This is a genomic window from Wolbachia endosymbiont (group A) of Apotomis capreana, assembly GCF_964027025.1.
GTDB lineage: Bacteria > Pseudomonadota > Alphaproteobacteria > Rickettsiales > Anaplasmataceae > Wolbachia > Wolbachia pipientis.
Genome location: NZ_OZ034721.1, coordinates 790,845 through 806,950 on the forward strand (window position 1 = coordinate 790,845; position 16,106 = coordinate 806,950).

General features: G+C 35.4%; 12 protein-coding genes. 4 read left to right on the top strand and 8 right to left on the bottom strand.

Annotated features, from left to right (window positions below; translation table 11 throughout):
- Positions 1-40: 40 nt before the first annotated feature.
- A complete protein-coding gene (locus AAGD50_RS03920; RefSeq protein WP_264724182.1) occupies positions 41-703 on the bottom strand; it encodes an ankyrin repeat domain-containing protein in 663 nt (220 codons plus the stop codon).
- A gap of 149 nt (positions 704-852) precedes the next feature.
- On the opposite strand from AAGD50_RS03920, the gene gltX reads away from it, so the two are divergent.
- Entirely contained in the window at positions 853-2,274 is a 1,422-nt protein-coding gene (gltX, locus tag AAGD50_RS03925) for a glutamate--tRNA ligase (RefSeq protein WP_264724180.1), read from the top strand.
- A 763-nt stretch (positions 2,275-3,037) separates the two neighbouring features.
- The gene (gene sdhA / locus AAGD50_RS03930) at positions 3,038-4,837 is read left to right on the top strand and encodes a succinate dehydrogenase flavoprotein subunit (RefSeq protein WP_264724179.1); all 1,800 of its coding nucleotides are present in this window, start codon (positions 3,038-3,040) and stop codon (positions 4,835-4,837) included.
- Here sdhA and AAGD50_RS03935 read toward each other — a convergent pair.
- The 6 genes from AAGD50_RS03935 to ychF all read right to left on the bottom strand — a co-directional run bounded on the left by AAGD50_RS03935 (position 4,809) and on the right by ychF (position 12,631).
- On the bottom strand, positions 4,809-7,385 hold the full coding sequence (locus AAGD50_RS03935; protein WP_264724178.1) for an ankyrin repeat domain-containing protein: 2,577 nt from the start codon (positions 7,383-7,385) through the stop codon (positions 4,809-4,811). The two genes, sdhA and AAGD50_RS03935, sit on opposite strands and share 29 nt — an antisense overlap.
- A gap of 294 nt (positions 7,386-7,679) precedes the next feature.
- The gene (gene gmk, locus AAGD50_RS03940) at positions 7,680-8,285 is read right to left on the bottom strand and encodes a guanylate kinase (RefSeq protein ID WP_264724248.1); all 606 of its coding nucleotides are present in this window, start codon (positions 8,283-8,285) and stop codon (positions 7,680-7,682) included.
- Positions 8,269-10,074 (bottom strand): pentapeptide repeat-containing protein, encoded by a 1,806-nt coding sequence (locus tag AAGD50_RS03945; RefSeq protein WP_264724177.1) that lies wholly within the window; start codon positions 10,072-10,074, stop codon positions 8,269-8,271. Before AAGD50_RS03945 ends, gmk begins: the two co-directional genes overlap by 17 nt.
- Positions 10,067-11,269: an ankyrin repeat domain-containing protein gene (locus AAGD50_RS03950; RefSeq protein WP_264724176.1), complete on the bottom strand. Its 1,203-nt coding sequence runs from the start codon at positions 11,267-11,269 to the stop codon at positions 10,067-10,069. The genes AAGD50_RS03945 and AAGD50_RS03950 overlap by 8 nt, the downstream gene beginning before the upstream one ends.
- Before the next feature lie 146 nt (positions 11,270-11,415).
- On the bottom strand, positions 11,416-11,544 hold the full coding sequence (locus AAGD50_RS06815) for a hypothetical protein (protein WP_410529689.1): 129 nt from the start codon (positions 11,542-11,544) through the stop codon (positions 11,416-11,418).
- A complete protein-coding gene (gene ychF / locus AAGD50_RS03955; RefSeq protein WP_341810000.1) occupies positions 11,537-12,631 on the bottom strand; it encodes a redox-regulated ATPase YchF in 1,095 nt (364 codons plus the stop codon). The genes AAGD50_RS06815 and ychF overlap by 8 nt, the downstream gene beginning before the upstream one ends.
- A gap of 117 nt (positions 12,632-12,748) precedes the next feature.
- On the opposite strand from ychF, the gene AAGD50_RS03960 reads away from it, so the two are divergent.
- Both AAGD50_RS03960 and AAGD50_RS03965 read left to right on the top strand, forming a co-directional pair.
- On the top strand, positions 12,749-13,681 hold the full coding sequence (locus tag AAGD50_RS03960) for a hypothetical protein (RefSeq protein ID WP_341810001.1): 933 nt from the start codon (positions 12,749-12,751) through the stop codon (positions 13,679-13,681).
- A gap of 99 nt (positions 13,682-13,780) precedes the next feature.
- Positions 13,781-14,956 carry a CCA tRNA nucleotidyltransferase gene (locus AAGD50_RS03965; protein ID WP_264724172.1) on the top strand — a complete coding sequence of 392 codons (1,176 nt, stop codon included), beginning with the start codon at positions 13,781-13,783 and terminating at the stop codon, positions 14,954-14,956.
- Here AAGD50_RS03965 and AAGD50_RS03970 read toward each other — a convergent pair.
- Positions 14,940-15,881: a hypothetical protein gene (locus tag AAGD50_RS03970; RefSeq protein ID WP_264724171.1), complete on the bottom strand. Its 942-nt coding sequence runs from the start codon at positions 15,879-15,881 to the stop codon at positions 14,940-14,942. The genes AAGD50_RS03965 and AAGD50_RS03970 overlap by 17 nt on opposite strands.
- Positions 15,882-16,106: the final 225 nt, after the last annotated feature.

A 16,106-nucleotide genomic window follows, 5' to 3' on the forward strand; every position in this document is an offset into this window, starting at 1 on the left:
GTTGAGAAAGTAAATTATTGCCTGCAAGTAATTTTTAGCTTCATGCTACAGCTAAATCACTATTTAAAAGTTGCATAACATCAGGATCTGTCACTATAGTACTTTCATCATACAAGCCGTATATCCCGTTACATGCCTTAAACAACAAACATGTAGATCCTCCAGAAGCTATTGTAGCTACTGAAGCTAGTGCAAGAGATTGAGAAACCAAAAATAAAAAGTACAAGGATAAACATAAGGCAGCAATACACGCTATAGCTCCTATTATGTATAAGCACAAATGAAATTTGCTATTACATATAAAACCGCCCTTTATACCTGCAATTTGCTTAGCTTCTTCCCGTTCTGCAGCATTTAAAAAATAAAGAGGAGCTACCGCTACTCTCCCATGAAGAATGCAGCTTTTATCACAGAGTGCTTCTTTAATATATCTCTTATTATCCTTAAGTTTCTCTTTTAATCTTTCTGATTCTTTCCAATTTTTAGCTTCTTCTGCTTTTTTAACCTTACTCTTAGTACCTTCTTCCAAATTTCTCATAATCTCTTTGAGTGCAGGTAGCAGAATTTCTTGACTTGCTGCTATATGAAATGGGTTCCCATTTTCATCAAGCCTATGCTTAGCTGCATAAGCAACATTCTCTGTGCAAATTCTGACAAATTCATCTTTATTTCTTGCTTTTGCAACTTCAAATAAGTCAGCCATAACATACCTCGCTATATTTAACCAACACTAAATTATACAACATAACTTACGAAAAACAAGTAGATTTTATCTCTCAGAATAAATAAATTCCACATTGTTACAAGCATAAATTTTAGCTATCATCATTTACATTACTGTAATAGACAAATATGCCAGACGTAGTCACTAGATTCGCTCCATCACCAACAGGGTTTTTGCACATTGGTGGGGCTCGCACTGCGTTATTTAATTGGCTCTATGCAAAGCATCATGGTGGCAAGTTTTTGCTGAGAATTGAAGACACCGACAGAAAACGTTCAACACAAGAAGCAATTGATGCAATTATAGAAGGGCTAAGATGGCTCGGTATGAGCTATGATGGGGAAATAGTATATCAGTCAAAAAGAATAGAGCGGCATAAAGAAGTAGCAAACCTTTTAGTTGAGAAGGGTAGGGCGTATCACTGTTATTGCCCTGAGGATGAAGTTGCAGAAAAGAAAATAAAAGCAAGAGAAGAGGGCAAGATATACAAGCATAAATGTACTACAAAACCTCCTTCTTGTCATCCAAGTAGCCGATACTGGAAAAATATGTGGTCACGCGCTGGAATGACATCGGGTGTGAGGTCAGTTGTCCGCTTTAAAGTGCCAGATTCGCAAGAGATCGTTATTGATGATAAAATATACGGCCAAATTAAAGTAAATAGCAACCAGCTTGATGATATAGTGATCTTACGCTCTGACAACACTCCAACATATATTTTTGCTGTCGTAATTGACGATCATGATGCTGGAATAACTGATATAATACGCGGTTCTGACCATCTCACTAATACCTTTAAACATCTGCTAATATACCAGGCTCTTGATTTTGACATTCCACGCTTTGCACATGTGCCGCTTATCCATGGGGAAGATGGGAATAAGCTATCCAAAAGGCATGGTGCCACAAGCGTTTGCGATTATGAAAAGATGGGAATATTGCCAAAAGCGATGCGTAATTACTTGCTGAGACTTGGCTGGAGTCACGGCAACGATGAAATTATTAGCGATGAGCAAGCAATAGAGTGGTTTAATTTAGAAAGTATTGGTCGTTCACCTGCACGGCTCGATTTCAAAAAGCTGGAGCATTTGAATAACCACTATATTAGTAATATGAGCAATGAAGATATTCTGGCTCTAATACTTGGAGAAAATACTCTAACTGACAAAAAAAAGAACTATTTATTACAGGGGCTAACGGAACTAAAAAAAAGAGCAAATTACCTGGCTGAACTGCTGGATTTAGCACAGTTTTATATAAGAGATCCGCCACTTGATTTAAGTGAAGAGGCTGAGCAAATTGTCAAATCTAACCTCAATATAATTAAGTTACTCGCATCATTTCTGTCAAAGATCGGTGATGAAAATTGGAATAAGGGTTTTTTATCTTCTCAGATCAAGGAATGTGCAAAATTGCACGATATGAAAATAAGCGATGTATACCACTCATTACGCGCCCCTATAACTGGAGTAATGGATGCACCTGGAATCATTGATATCATGGTGATTCTTGGTAAAGATGAGTGTATAAGAAGGTTACAAGCAATTTAAATGAAATAAGAAAATTTCTTGACAAGCTTTGCCAGCCCCTTTATCATGACAGTGAAGCTATTGTATTTGCTTTCGCCAATCTGCAGATTAAAAGGTAAGGATTACTTAATGTATCGGCGTCTTATGTTTAATTTTTTGCAGTATATAGATACTGTATGTCTTTACAAAACTTCATCTACATCTAGATTTTTATCTAAATAAGCTGAACGCGCTTATAAAGCGTTACAAGACATCAAAAAATGCCAATACTCGACAAAGATAGTAAAAGACTAGCTAACTCGGGGATTCTTTGTCTTTTTTTCTGCTTGGTAAATTTCTTAAACATTTGCAGCGTAGGTTAGTTGCAATTAAAAGCAGCTGAATTTCGCTTGTCAAGCGTTTAAAACATAAAAAACGCCAATATTTTAAAGCGGATAATAACCACGGGGCTTCTTTTGCCTTTTTTTTCGTTTGGTAAATTTCTTAATGTTTATAGCTAAACGACAATCGTCATCCCGCTGCTTGTTAGCGGGATCTAGAGATACCGCGAATGAATCGCGGTATGACGGTTCGTGGCGGTATGACGGTTCGCGGCGGCATGACAATAAGCTCGTCATCCCGCTACGTGTTAGTGGCTGAGATACTGCGGCGGTATGACGTAGGATTGCTGTCATCCCGCTACTTGTTAGCGCCGCGGCGGCATGACGTCTTAACTATAGAAAACTTGTATAGATTTTTTCTACTTCTGTGATATCATAAGCCTGTAATGATAAAATAAGTAAATATGGATAAGTCAGCGTATGAGATCATAGAACATGAGTATGACGTGGTAGTAGTAGGTGCAGGTGGAGCAGGGCTCAGAGCAACGCTTGGGATGGCTGCAACTAATTTTTCAGTTGCCTGCATTTCTAAAATTTTCCCTACACGAAGTCATACAGTTGCAGCACAAGGCGGAATTAGTGCAGCTTTAGGTAATATCGGTGAAGACGATTGGCGCTGGCATGCATATGACACAATAAAAGGTTCAGACTGGCTTGGTGATCAAGATGCAATAGAATATATGTGTAAAAACGCTGCTAAAGCTGTTATTGAACTTGAAAATTTTGGCGTACCTTTTTCTCGTACAGAAGATGGCAAAATATACCAGCGTTCCTTTGGTGGAATGACAACTCACTTTGGTAAAGGAAAATCAGCGCAGCGCACTTGTGCGGCAGCAGATAAGACTGGGCACGCAATCCTTCACACTCTATATCAGCAGTGTCTTAAATTCAACGCTGAATTTTTTGTTGAATACTTTGTGATTGATTTAATTATGGATAGCGAAACATGCTGCGGAGTTCTTGCTTGGTCGCTATGCGACGGCACATTACATAGATTTCGTGCGCATAGAGTGGTGTTAGCAACAGGTGGATATGGACGTGTTTATTTCTCTGCAACAAGTGCGCATACCTGCACAGGTGATGGTAATGGCATGGTAGTAAGGGCTGGATTACCACTTGAAGATATGGAATTTGTACAATTTCATCCAACAGGAATATATGGCTCAGGGTGCTTGATGACAGAAGGATGCCGTGGTGAAGGGGGGTACCTCGTTAATTCTCAGGGCGAGAAGTTTATGGAACGTTACGCACCAAAAGCAAGAGATTTAGCTTCCCGTGATGTGGTAAGTCGCGCAATAACAATTGAAATTAGAGAGGGAAGGGGGGTTGGACCAAAAAAAGATCATATGTATTTAACTATAGCGCATCTTGATCCGGAAGTAATAAAACTCAGATTGCCGGGCATCAGCGAAACCGCAAGAACTTTTGCTGGAGTTGATGTCACTAAAGATCCAATACCGGTCATTCCGACTGTTCACTATAACATGGGTGGCATTCCAACCAATTATTATGGAGAAGTGATCACGCTGAAGCAAGGTAAGGAAGAAGTGGTAGATGGACTATTTGCAATTGGAGAAGCTGCGTGCGTCTCTGTGCACGGTGCAAATCGACTTGGTTCTAACTCGCTTCTTGATCTTGTGGTTTTTGGCAGAGCTGCAGCGCTCAGAGCAAGAGAGAAACTAAAATCCGGTACACCACATAAAAAATTGCATTCAGACTGCACAGACTGGATAGTAGATAGATTTAATAAAATGCGATTTGCCTCCGGTGGGCTAAAAGTAGCAAAAATACGCGGTGAAATGCAGAACACTATGCAAAAATACGCATCAGTTTTCCGTGTTGCTGAAGTTTTAGAAGAAGGCAAAAAAGCTATAAAAAAGGTAGCAAAAATGATGCCTGATATTTCACTTGAGGATCGCAGTATGATGTGGAATAGTGATTTAGTTGAAGTACTGGAGCTTGCTAACATGATCCCACAAGCGGTTATTACCATGGAATGCGCAGCTAATCGCGAGGAAAGCAGAGGTGCCCATGCTCGTGAAGACTTTCCTGAACGTGATGACAAAAACTGGATGAAGCACACTATAGCGTGGCTTGAAGAAAAGAAAGGGCAAATTAACGTAAAAATTGATTATAAAAAAGTGGCTGAAAAAACTCTGAGCGGTGAGATTGATTTCATAGCGCCAGAGAAGAGGGTTTACTAGTTACACTATCCCTACACAATTTTTCAACGAGTTTTATTGATATGGCACTCATTTTAGTGTCTGGAGGACTCTCAGTATGCTCTGATTGATTTGATGATTTTTGCACCTCTTGCTCTTCTAAATCGTTGGACTTATTTTCTATATCTTTAACAGAGTTATTGCATTGTGTATCATTTTTTGGTGCATTATCTTGAAGTGTAAGTTGCTTTTCTTCAGTAAACTTTCCTTTAATTTTTCCAAATCCTTCATAAATATTTTCTAAATTCAAGTAAATAAGATAACAAACTCCAATAACTGCTATAATAGATGAGGCAGTTGCAATTGTAATAATTCCTTGAGAAGCACTGAATATTGCTGCACAGGCTAAAGCAGCAAATACAAGCGTTGTCACTGCTTTACAAGCAACATTATTGATGTACTTCACAATATCGCGTGCTTTTAACTTCCTGCCAAAGTTGCACTTCAGTTCAGTTCTCATATCATCTGGAATAAGCGCTCTACCCATTGATTTCTCTATTCCTTTTATAGTTTTATAATACTCTTTGCTCCATAATCTTTCGGGTAGTATTAACTGCTTTGGGTCAACACCATTTTGCAATAATTTTACACAGAACTTGATCGTGTTATCACGGCTCTTAGGATTGACCAAATTATGTTTATCTTTTGTCGTCTTAGTAATTAGCGCTACTTGTAGTGGTGTGCGTTCTTTTTCGTTAGCGGCGTTTGCAGCTTTACTAAATTTCTCTTTTTCCACCGAATTTAAAATCAACTCTAAACATGTAACTTTTTGTTCTCCTTTGAATGAAGCAATATAGTGCAGAGCATTTTTTTCATCTTTATCTTGCACAGTAATATCTGCACCATTTTGTAGAAATAACTCTAAGGTTTTATACCTGCCAGTATCCTTAAATTCTTTTTTTATTACATTCTTTATTTTATTTTTCAATGAAGGTTCTTTACTCTTTTCTTGTATGCGCTGGAGTACCTGATGGAGCGGTGTTTGCCCTTCCTTGTTAGTAGTATTTACAGCATCATCTTTATTTGAAATCAACTCTAAACATGTAACTTTTTGTTCTCCTTTTAGTAAAGCAATATAGTGCAGAGCATTTTTTCCATCTTTATCTTGCACAGTAATATCTGCACCGTTTTTTAGCAATAGTTCTAGGGTTTCATACCTTTTAGTTTTTTCAAATTTCTTAAGTGATCGGTTCTCACTCTTCTCTTGTATGCGCTGGAGTATCTGATGGAGCGGTGTTTGCCCTTCTTTTTTATCATTTACAGCTTTTATAAATTGTTCTTTTTGGCCTGTTTCTAGCAATATATTGAGAAGTTTAAGTTTTTGTTTTGTTTCAGGTTTAACAATCAAGTGTAAAGCATTGTTACCATCTGTGTCTTTAAGGCTAATATCCGCACCTTTTTCCAATAGTTCTTTAAAAAGTTTTTTATCACTATTTTTAATTACTGGATGTAATAGATAATTATCATTACTATCTGGAGTATTTATGGTATGTGCTACAATTTCTTTAACTTTTGCTTCTGTCTTGATTTTTATTTCCTGCTTTAGCTCAGCCTTTTTAGCTAATTTCTTTAAAAATTTACAATAGTATTCATTTTGCCCCTTAGACAATTTTTTTAAGCTTTCCTCAGGTAATTCTAACTGATCATGGCTGGCTCCATGCTCTAACAATTTTGTAAGAAACTTAAGTGTGTTATCGTTATCTTGGATTGTGTGAGACTCATGTTTTTCTTTTGTTATCTTGTTAATTAGTGCCACCTGAAGAGGGGTCTGATTTTCACTATTAATGAGTTGTGCTAGATCTTTCTTGGTGACCGTTTTTATTAGAATACCTAGAAACTTGCGTTTCTGTTTCTTTTCCAACGATACGATAAGGTGTAAAATATTGTTTCCTTTTTCATCTTTTATGCTGCTAATATCCGTACAATCTTTTAGATATTTTTCAAATTTCCTGTTATTTCCATTTTTGATCGCTTTTAGTAATAGAGCATTGCTATTTGTTATTTCGTTGCTTTTCTCTACTTCTTGATCTTCATTTGCTGTATTAGGGTTACTGATTGAATGTTTCTCATAATCATCACCAGCATCGCTACTGTAGTCACTTTCAATTCCACTGTCCCTACGATCATTTTGGTTACAATATTTGCTATTATAAGTAATTTCTGAAATTGCTTGCTTTACTCGCTCTTTTGTTTCATTTGATATTTTTTTCGATCGTTCTATTGCTTTATCTAGCACTGGAAGAAAGCATTGGACATAATACCTATAATATTTTTCTTGTTCTCTAAGTGATTCTTCTAATTTAGTTAATACTTCAGGACTAGCATCTTTTTCAAATAACCTTTTACACTTCTTGAGGGTTCCATCTTGACCTCTTGGTTTTTCACGCTTGTGTTCTTCTTTTTTTACCTTTCTCTCTATAGTGCAGTGCAATTGCTCGTCTTTTCTATCCTGCTCTTGCTTTTTATTTTTATCTATGCATTCACCTAATTTATCTGCATTAGTAGTTAGTGCAGTTATATCTATACCCATACTAAAACCTCAATATTAAAAGCTATTTAAGTTGTCAGCACTAAACTAACAACCAAGAAGTTTGACTTTTAAATTGAGCTAAACGTTGTATATGTGATCAAAATATAGGTGGAAAGGCAGAAAATTAATTTCTGTGAGAAAATTTGCCGTCATAGTTAAACCTCACTTGAACAGTTGCTACTATTTTAACCATTTAATCTTAAAAAATAATAAATATAGCTAAACTGCGAAACGTGCTACTGGCTAAAATAGGATAAGAAACTATAGCTGCAAATATCCAAATTGATGTTTTTATCAGTCTTCCAGACTTGGTTTTTCTTTTAGTTTTTTAAGTCTTTCTTTATTTAGTATGGAGCTTATCTCTTCTACACTTTTATCAATATCATCATTGATTATTACATAATCATATTTATCACGTTTGCTTATCTCTTTTTGAGCTTCGGCTAATCTGCGCTCTATTTCGCTTGCATCATCACTATTACGCTTTTGCAAACGCAACCTAAGTTCTTTCATTGAAGGGGGAAGTATAAAAACACTCACAACTTTTTTTCTCATGAGCTTGAATAAGTGAAATGCTCCTTGCCAGTCTATGCTGAGTAAAACGCTTATTCCATTGCTTAAGTTTTGCTCTATAAAATTTCTTGGTATACCATAAAAATTCTCAAAAACTTTGGCGTATTCAAGCATTTGGCCAGCTTTGCATAACTCGTGAAATTTTTCTTCGGTAACGAAAAAATAGTCTTTTCCATTTATTTCGCCGGGGCGAGGCTTGCGCGTAGTCATAGAAACAGACCTAACTAAATTAGTTGATTGCTCAAGTAATTTTGCTGATATAGTAGTTTTTCCAGCTCCAGAAGGGGAGGATAGAACCAATAATACGCCCTCACTTTTTACGGTCATTTTTCTTTGCATTTTTTAACATGGTGCTTTTTGGATCAGAGTTTAAAAAGCTAGAACCTTCTAAATTAGAATTTGATAAGTTGGTGCCAATGAGAGAAGAGTTATCAAAGACAGTATAGCGCAAATCGGTCTTTTCAAAATTTGCCTTATTCAAATTAACGTTTACAAACTTTGCTCTACTCAATGTTGAATTAGAAAAATCGGCATTTTCTAAATTCATATTCTTAAATTCAAAGTAAGAATAATTTACATTAAATTTTTCACCCTGTGATATTTTCTCTTGCAAATCTTTAATCGAAGTTATAGCATTTTCTGAACCTGCAAGTTTTTTCTGTCCTTTATTGTCAATCAAAATTGAATTATCAAATTTGCAACCTGTTAAGTGAGCATCAACAACTGAACTTTTATATATGCTTGAAGAGAGAAAAGACATATCACTAATTGTTGAATTACTCAAATTGCTAAGAAAAAAACTAGTTTTCCTAAAGGCATTAGCGTGAAGCAAAGAAGATCTGAAATCGCTTTCAATAAAATTTGAATTAGTTACTTTTAAATTGGACCAGCTCGAATTATCAGCTAATAAATTAAAGAATGTTGAATTTTCTATTTCACTGGAATCAATATTATGGCGAGAAAGTGTACTGTTATAAACTTGAGAGTCTTGGATTTTTATCTTATACATTGAAGTTGTAGAAAGGTCTGAATCTTCTATCTTCGCAGAGGTGAATAGTGAATGGTCAAAAAATGAGCCATTCATGTTAGAATTTGCAACTTTAGTATTATGAAACTTTCCGTGACGAATGTCAGCATTAGAGACATTAACTTGATGCAGTTCACTAAAACTAAAATCAATATTGGATAAATCAGCATCATGAAGATTTGCTTCAGAAACATATGCATGTTTTATCTTGGAACCATTTAGTATAGATTGAACAAAACTTGAATTATCGTCATTCACATAGGAAATTTGTGTGTTGCTTAAATTAGCCTCGTCGAAGTTACTGTTAATTATGATAGAAGAATTAAGGCAGGCATCGGAAAGATTGCTACCTGTAAAGTCTGATTCTTTTAACTCTGCACCATATATGTTAGCATTTTTTAATGAAGAAAATTGTATCTTTAATTTATATGCATCCACTCCAAAGAAACTTGCATTATCAAGGTTGTTTTTCTGCATAACGGTATCGTTTATTTCACTATCACTAAAATTTACGTAGCTAACATTCGAGTTTGATAAGCTAGAAAAACTCATTTTCACATTCGAGAAATTAGTATGCACACCAATTACATTGTGCATACTTACTTTTTTGAGATCGGAACTGATAAAATCAGCATAACTAACATTAGACTGGTCAAATACGATATCTGTTAAATTTGCAGAAACAAATTTTGTAAAACTCAAATTTGTACCTTTTATTTTAATGCCATGTAAATTAGCATTGGAGAAATTAGCACCACGTAAATCAACATCAATGAAAGACACATCTGATAAATCGGTGTTAGAAAAATCAGCACCAATTAGACTTACTCCATCAAAAACAGATTTATTGAGATATAATTGACTAAAATTAGCTCCATTTAAGTTAGAACCAAAACCTTTCTTAAAATCTTCTGGCACGCCCTCTTTGTGGCACTGCACCAAAAATTCAGCAAAGTCTTTTTTGCTGTAAGATACATATTTTACATCATGCAGAGCGTTTAAAAAATCACTAATCGGATTTTTTTCATCATTTATTTCGTTTCCATAACATAAATGACCAACTAAAATTAATATCAAAAATCTAATCATCTTGCTTATCGCACTGTATTTCTTTCGTTTTCACAGCCCAATCGTACATTGCTGAGCTTTCTTTATTGTCTATTTTTCTATCCTCCAAAAGGTGTGGCATCATTTCGGCAATCGCATTTATTATCTTGACCTGCTTTTTTTCGATTGCTATATCAATTGGGGATTGAAAATTATTATTAACTACTCTAAGATCAGCACCTTGTAATAAGAGAAAGCGCACTATGTCTACCTCACCTTGTTTAACTGAATAAATGAGAGGAGTATCACCCAATTTATTTCTAAATCTTAGTATCTCTTGAATTGTTAATCCAATTTTTTCTAGCTTACTTATTACTCCTCTTAAGCAAGTTAAGTTGTTCTTCTTAATGCAGTAAAAAAATTGCTTACTGTAATCATCAATAAACACAGTTGTAGGAAGATGCTCATTAAGGCTATCATATTGTCGTTTATATATTGACTTGCTTTGTATGTCTTTATGACCCCATTCTTTTATTGGTTCTCTGTTTAGCTTTGTCCATTTTTGTAAACTTTTCTTTTCACTTTGCTCTTCTTCATCTTTTTTAGTTATAGGTTTTACTCTATTGCGGTCCTTGGAATTACTGTTTGTTTCTTTCACTTTTTTTTCTTCAGACTGATTCTCTACTTTTTCTTTTTTTCCCTCTAATAATTGACTCGCATCACTTTTTGAAAGTTCATTATCTTTTATATCGATCTTCTGATCAGCTTGTAGATTTTTTTGCGGGTTAGCTGTATTCTCATTTAAATCAGCACTTAAAGGCAAAGGCTCTGGTTTCAAATCTTTATTCACTTCTTTATTGGCCACATTTGGTAAATTTTGAGCAAATTTGTCTGTGCTTCCTTCTAGCTGGTCATTTGGCAAATCTTTATCAATCCTTTCACCTTCACTTATAGTTTTTTCAACCACGAAAGCTTTGTTCTCGTTGTGTTGCAGTTTCTCTTTATCGGTAGTGCCGTCTAATCTTTTGCTCTCAGCTTCTTGTGTTTGTTTAGCATCGACGTTGCTTTTCAACTCATCTTTTTGATTTGTGCTGCTCAGTAAATCTTCCTTTCTTGCACCTACATTTTCGTTTTTATGAACTGACCCAATTTTCTTTTCTTCAAGCTGCTCTACGGCAAACAGGATGGGTGATCCGAATACGACAGCTAATAATATAAAATATAAAATATTCTTCATAAATATCCCAAGCATAAGCTTAATTAAAATGATACTATAATCAAATGATTAATCTACAGTAAAAAATGCCTTAGGATTTAATTTATAAAAAAACAATAGATTTTTTGTATCTGTTCAGGGGCATCGCAAATATTGAAGCAAAGTGGTCAGTGCTTACTGTACGAACATTGTGATTTGAGAGCAATCTCCGCTAGGGAGGATGTCATCCCAGTGCCCAGACACTGGGATCCAGAAAACTTAACTTTAAATAAGTGGCTGCATAATAAACTACACATTAAACCTAAAGTGCATTATATCACCATCTTGCACGATGTAATCTCTGCCTTCAAAGCGAATTTTTCCTGCGTCTTTACAAGCCGGTTCACTTCCATACTTTATGTAGTCTGCAAAGCCTATCGTTTCTGCTTTTATAAAGCCTTTCTCAAAATCAGTGTGGATTACACCTGCTGCTTTATCGGCTGTTGACCCTATTTTTACTGGCCAAGCTCGTGCTTCTTTTGGCCCTACAGTAAAGAAAGTTATCATACTCAGCACTTCATACATAATACGCGCTACTCCATCAAGCCCTGATTCTTGTAAGCCAAATTCTGATAAAAAACTCTGTTTTTCCTCTTCACTATCAAGATTTGCAATATCTGCTTCGAGTTTTGCTGAAATGCAATAAAATTTGCTTTTATTTTCCTCTGCCATTCTCTCTACCTTTTTAGATAATTCATTGCCAGTTATAACATTTGTATCTTCAACATTGCAAACGTACATAAAGGGCTTTGTTGTCAGCAATTGAAGCAACTTCATCTCATCTCCATCGATATTCTCCAAACTTCTTGCAGGTCTACCTGATTTTAAAGTAGCCAGTACCTCTTGCATTAATTCAAGTTGTCTCTTTAGCTCTTTATCACCTTGCTTTGCTTTCTTTTCCAATTGAGGAAGCCTTTTTTCTATGCTATCAATATCAGCTAGGATTAATTCCATTTCTACCACTTCAGCATCTGATATTGGATCTATTTTACTGTGTATATGGCTGATATCGTCATCCGTAAAGCACCTGAGCAGATGAACGATGGCATCAACTTCTCTGATATGGCTTAAAAATTTATTGCCGAGCCCTTCGCCTTTGCTCGCACCCTTTACCAGACCTGCAATATCTACAACTTCTAATTGGTTGTAGATTACCTTCTCTGAGCCTGCAATTGCTGCGATTTGTTTCAAACGTTGATCTTTTATCGAAATCTTGCCTATATTTGGCTCGATTGTGCAAAAAGGATAATTTGCAGCTTCGGCTGCACTTGACTCTGTAAGCACATTAAATAAGGTTGATTTTCCTATGTTTGGTAACCCAACTATACCGCAGTTAAAACTCATATTTGCTATGTAAAATTATAACTATTGCATAATTTAAAAATTTCTGCTATACTTAGTTAGTCGCTTATTGACAATTTTGTTGGTATAGTAATATATAGCTTAAATTAAGGTAAAACTATGACTACATCTAAGAAACGGAAACTACCAAGTGACTTTCATGGTGTTGAGGTTGGAATAAAAAGGCCCAGGATCTCAGGGCAAGAAATAACTCTTTTAAATAGTAACCCTTACCCTGACAATTTCTATGTAGGGCAAGCAATTGGTAATGGAAGCTGTTTTTTTGACTCGTTCAGGCAAAGTCTAGAACAACAGACAGGAGAGCAAGTTACTGCCGAAAAATTAAGAAATGATTGTAGGGAATTTGCGCAAAAGAATCCACCAAAGTGGTTTACAAATGCAATTGTCAATAGTCATGATAACAATGGCCAGCACCGTAGTGAAACTGTAGATAATTATACAGCAGAAATTATGCGTAACAGTAGGTGGGGTGATCCTGACGTTGAAGGCAGAATACTTTGTGAAAAGTATAAGGTAAAGCTACATGTTATAGAGAACCAGACTGTTGATAACCAAGATCTGTCTTTGCATGAATTAATAGACAATTCAGGTTCAAAAAGTGCAGGTGAATACAATAAAGTTGATTATGATGATAGTAGTATTGTGCATATAATAAACAAAGGCGGATTGCATTTCGAACCATTGCTTGATAGAAATAAAAGTTTAGCAAAACAACTGCAAGAGGAAACCAAACTTAAACAAGAGCAAGAACAAGAAGATTTCCTATTAGCAAAAAAACTGCAGCTAGACGAGATCTTAGAATATTGTAACCTTTCAAAGGATATCTCTGAGAGAGCAGAGGTTGAAAAGGGATTTGATAAGTTATTGGCAGAAAATGCTGATGGAAAAATTGGTGATGTTGTAGAGCAGTGCGTTAGTGAGATAAAGCAGCGCATAGAGTGCTCTGAAGAGCAAAACCCTTCAAGTTTACCAAGACGTAGTATGGAGGAATCAAGAACAGAAAAAACATTTCATCAACAACAAATATCATAATTGGAAGTGTAAAATAAATCTTCATAGCCCTGTATATTTTTATATAGGGCTTTTGCAAGCATTTCATATAATATGAGCTTGCAGTACGTACTAACCTAAATGCAAGTTGACCATGAGACTAGTTTAATTATTGATGCCATAGAGGAATTTGGTGGTGAGGCTAGGCTTGTCGGCGGGTGTGTGAGAGACTCAATTTTGCAGCGTGATGTCCACGACATCGATTTAGCTACTAATTTGCTTCCCAATCAAACGATTAAAGCGCTAAAACTCCGTAATATTAAAACTATTCCAACTGGCTTAAAACATGGAACTATCACTGCGGTTCTAAATCAAAGATCTTTTGAGATCACAACACTAAGGCATGATGTGAAATGTGATGGTAGGCATGCAAAAGTAGAATTTACCAATAATTGGCAAGCGGATGCTTCAAGGCGCGACTTTACATTTAATGCTCTGTATGCAGATAAGCATGGCCATATATATGACTACTTTGGTGGTATAGAGGACTTAAAAGCGCGAAGGTTAAACTTTATAGGCAACGCTGAAGATAGAATTAAAGAAGACTATCTACGTATTTTAAGAGCATTTCGTTTTCATGCAAAAATATGTGTCGGAGATTTGAGTGATGAAATACTAAACGTATGCAAAAAGCATTCGCATATGATTCAAAACCTCTCTGGAGAGAGAATAAGAGATGAAATACTTAAATTGCTGGAGTGCAATGATCCTTTTCCAACACTTAAGAGCATGCAAGAATCTGATGTTTTGCAAAAGATTATCCCAAAAGAAGTAAAATGCGAAATTCTGTCTTCGTCACTTCTTTTGGGCACTGATGCACTAGTAAAATTAGCGTTACTCCTTAGGACTACTAAAAAAAATGACAGGCTAAGTCTTGGAGAATATGTAAGCAAATTTTTACGTCTTTCGAACAAGCAAAAGAAAAAGCTGCTATTTTTACTATCCAACGATATCAAAACAGAACTCTCAGAAAAAGAGCAAAAAAAATACATATCTTTATTTGGTAGAGAATTATATTGTGATTTAGTGAAAATTTGTGGTGTTGAGTCTGGAGAAAATGTTGATGAATACATTTCATTTGCTAACACATTCAATATTCCAAAATTTCCTTTATCTGGCGATGATTTAATAAGTATAGGTCACCAGCCAGGAAAAAGTTTAGGTAGAAACTTGGAATTGCTAAAACAACATTGGGAAGATAGCTCCTACACTTTAACAAAAGAGGAGCTGGTGCTTTATGCTAAGGGCCTATTCTAACTGCTTTCCGACTGTTCAATGAATGTATGCTTGCAATATTAGTGTGACTCATCGAGGAATTAGGTGTGTATTCTTTTTTAGCTTTTTCTGTTAATTGATATTCGTTTACTCCTCCTTGAGTTTGATTACACATTCCCTGATCTGGAGATAAAAATTTATCTCTTATGCTTAATGCCAGTTGTAACTCTTGAATCTTATTTGAAAAACATTTCATTTTAGCCTCTGTTAATTTTCCTGTAACAATTTCTTTAAGCAATTCTCCTGAGTCGTTATTATTATTATTCTTGCTATTAAAGCTGTGCAAGATAGAGTCTACAATCTTATTTACCCCTTCTTGTTTGTTAAATTCTAATTTTTTTACGCATTTTCTAACAGAAGGTGACAACTTGGCTTTTAACGTGTCATCTCGTAGTTCTTTACCCATATTTTTTCCAATTAACGAGCTATTTTTTGATTGTAAGTCCGCTTTAAGCCTTATGATTATAGATCGCAATTCTTCAATTTTCACTTCCAATAAGCCATTTTTTGATTGTAAGTCTTCAACCTGCTGTGCTTGATCACTATTTTTATCCGTTGTTTCGACGTATTCGGTCTGCATTGCTATATCGTGAAATGTTACTTTATTAGTTTGAACCTCTCCATCCTTACTTATTACTCCACTTTGGCTCTCTCTTACTGCTACTTCAGGTTTTAAGTCAACTTGAACACTTCCATCTATTGTCTTAAAAGCATCAGTTTGAACTTCATTGTTTGCAGTAGTTTTATCGTAGTACAAAATATTTTCTGCCCATCTGTTCCATCTCTTGGGCAATATTCGTCCAATCGTTTTTAGAAACAACCAAGCAAATACAGTAGACCAACTGTATTTTTTTTCCTTTCGTTTAACATTAATTTCATAATTAGCCGTATTATTAATATTTGGCATAAAATTACCTTGTTTTTTAACTTTAATTTACAGAAAATTTTAACAGTGATAAAGTTATATATGTTAGTGTAAATGTTAAATAAATACTAACGCAGGTGTCAAATTATGGTAAAGTCTTTGCCCACCTAATACACTTTATAGCTAATCCAAGAAAAGTTTTCCTACGTCATACCGCCGCGGTATCTCTAGATCCCGCTAACAAGTAGCGGGATGACGAATTTTTGT

Coding starts and splice junctions, on each gene's coding strand:
- AAGD50_RS03920 (WP_264724182.1), bottom strand. CDS start 703: ATGGCTGACTTATTTGAAGTTGCAAAAGCAAGAAATAAAGATGAATTT.
- gltX (WP_264724180.1), top strand. CDS start 853: ATGCCAGACGTAGTCACTAGATTCGCTCCATCACCAACAGGGTTTTTG.
- sdhA (WP_264724179.1), top strand. CDS start 3,038: ATGGATAAGTCAGCGTATGAGATCATAGAACATGAGTATGACGTGGTA.
- AAGD50_RS03935 (WP_264724178.1), bottom strand. CDS start 7,385: ATGGGTATAGATATAACTGCACTAACTACTAATGCAGATAAATTAGGT.
- gmk (WP_264724248.1), bottom strand. CDS start 8,285: ATGACCGTAAAAAGTGAGGGCGTATTATTGGTTCTATCCTCCCCTTCT.
- AAGD50_RS03945 (WP_264724177.1), bottom strand. CDS start 10,074: ATGATTAGATTTTTGATATTAATTTTAGTTGGTCATTTATGTTATGGA.
- AAGD50_RS03950 (WP_264724176.1), bottom strand. CDS start 11,269: ATGAAGAATATTTTATATTTTATATTATTAGCTGTCGTATTCGGATCA.
- AAGD50_RS06815 (WP_410529689.1), bottom strand. CDS start 11,544: ATGTGTAGTTTATTATGCAGCCACTTATTTAAAGTTAAGTTTTCTGGA.
- ychF (WP_341810000.1), bottom strand. CDS start 12,631: ATGAGTTTTAACTGCGGTATAGTTGGGTTACCAAACATAGGAAAATCA.
- AAGD50_RS03960 (WP_341810001.1), top strand. CDS start 12,749: ATGACTACATCTAAGAAACGGAAACTACCAAGTGACTTTCATGGTGTT.
- AAGD50_RS03965 (WP_264724172.1), top strand. CDS start 13,781: ATGCAAGTTGACCATGAGACTAGTTTAATTATTGATGCCATAGAGGAA.
- AAGD50_RS03970 (WP_264724171.1), bottom strand. CDS start 15,881: ATGCCAAATATTAATAATACGGCTAATTATGAAATTAATGTTAAACGA.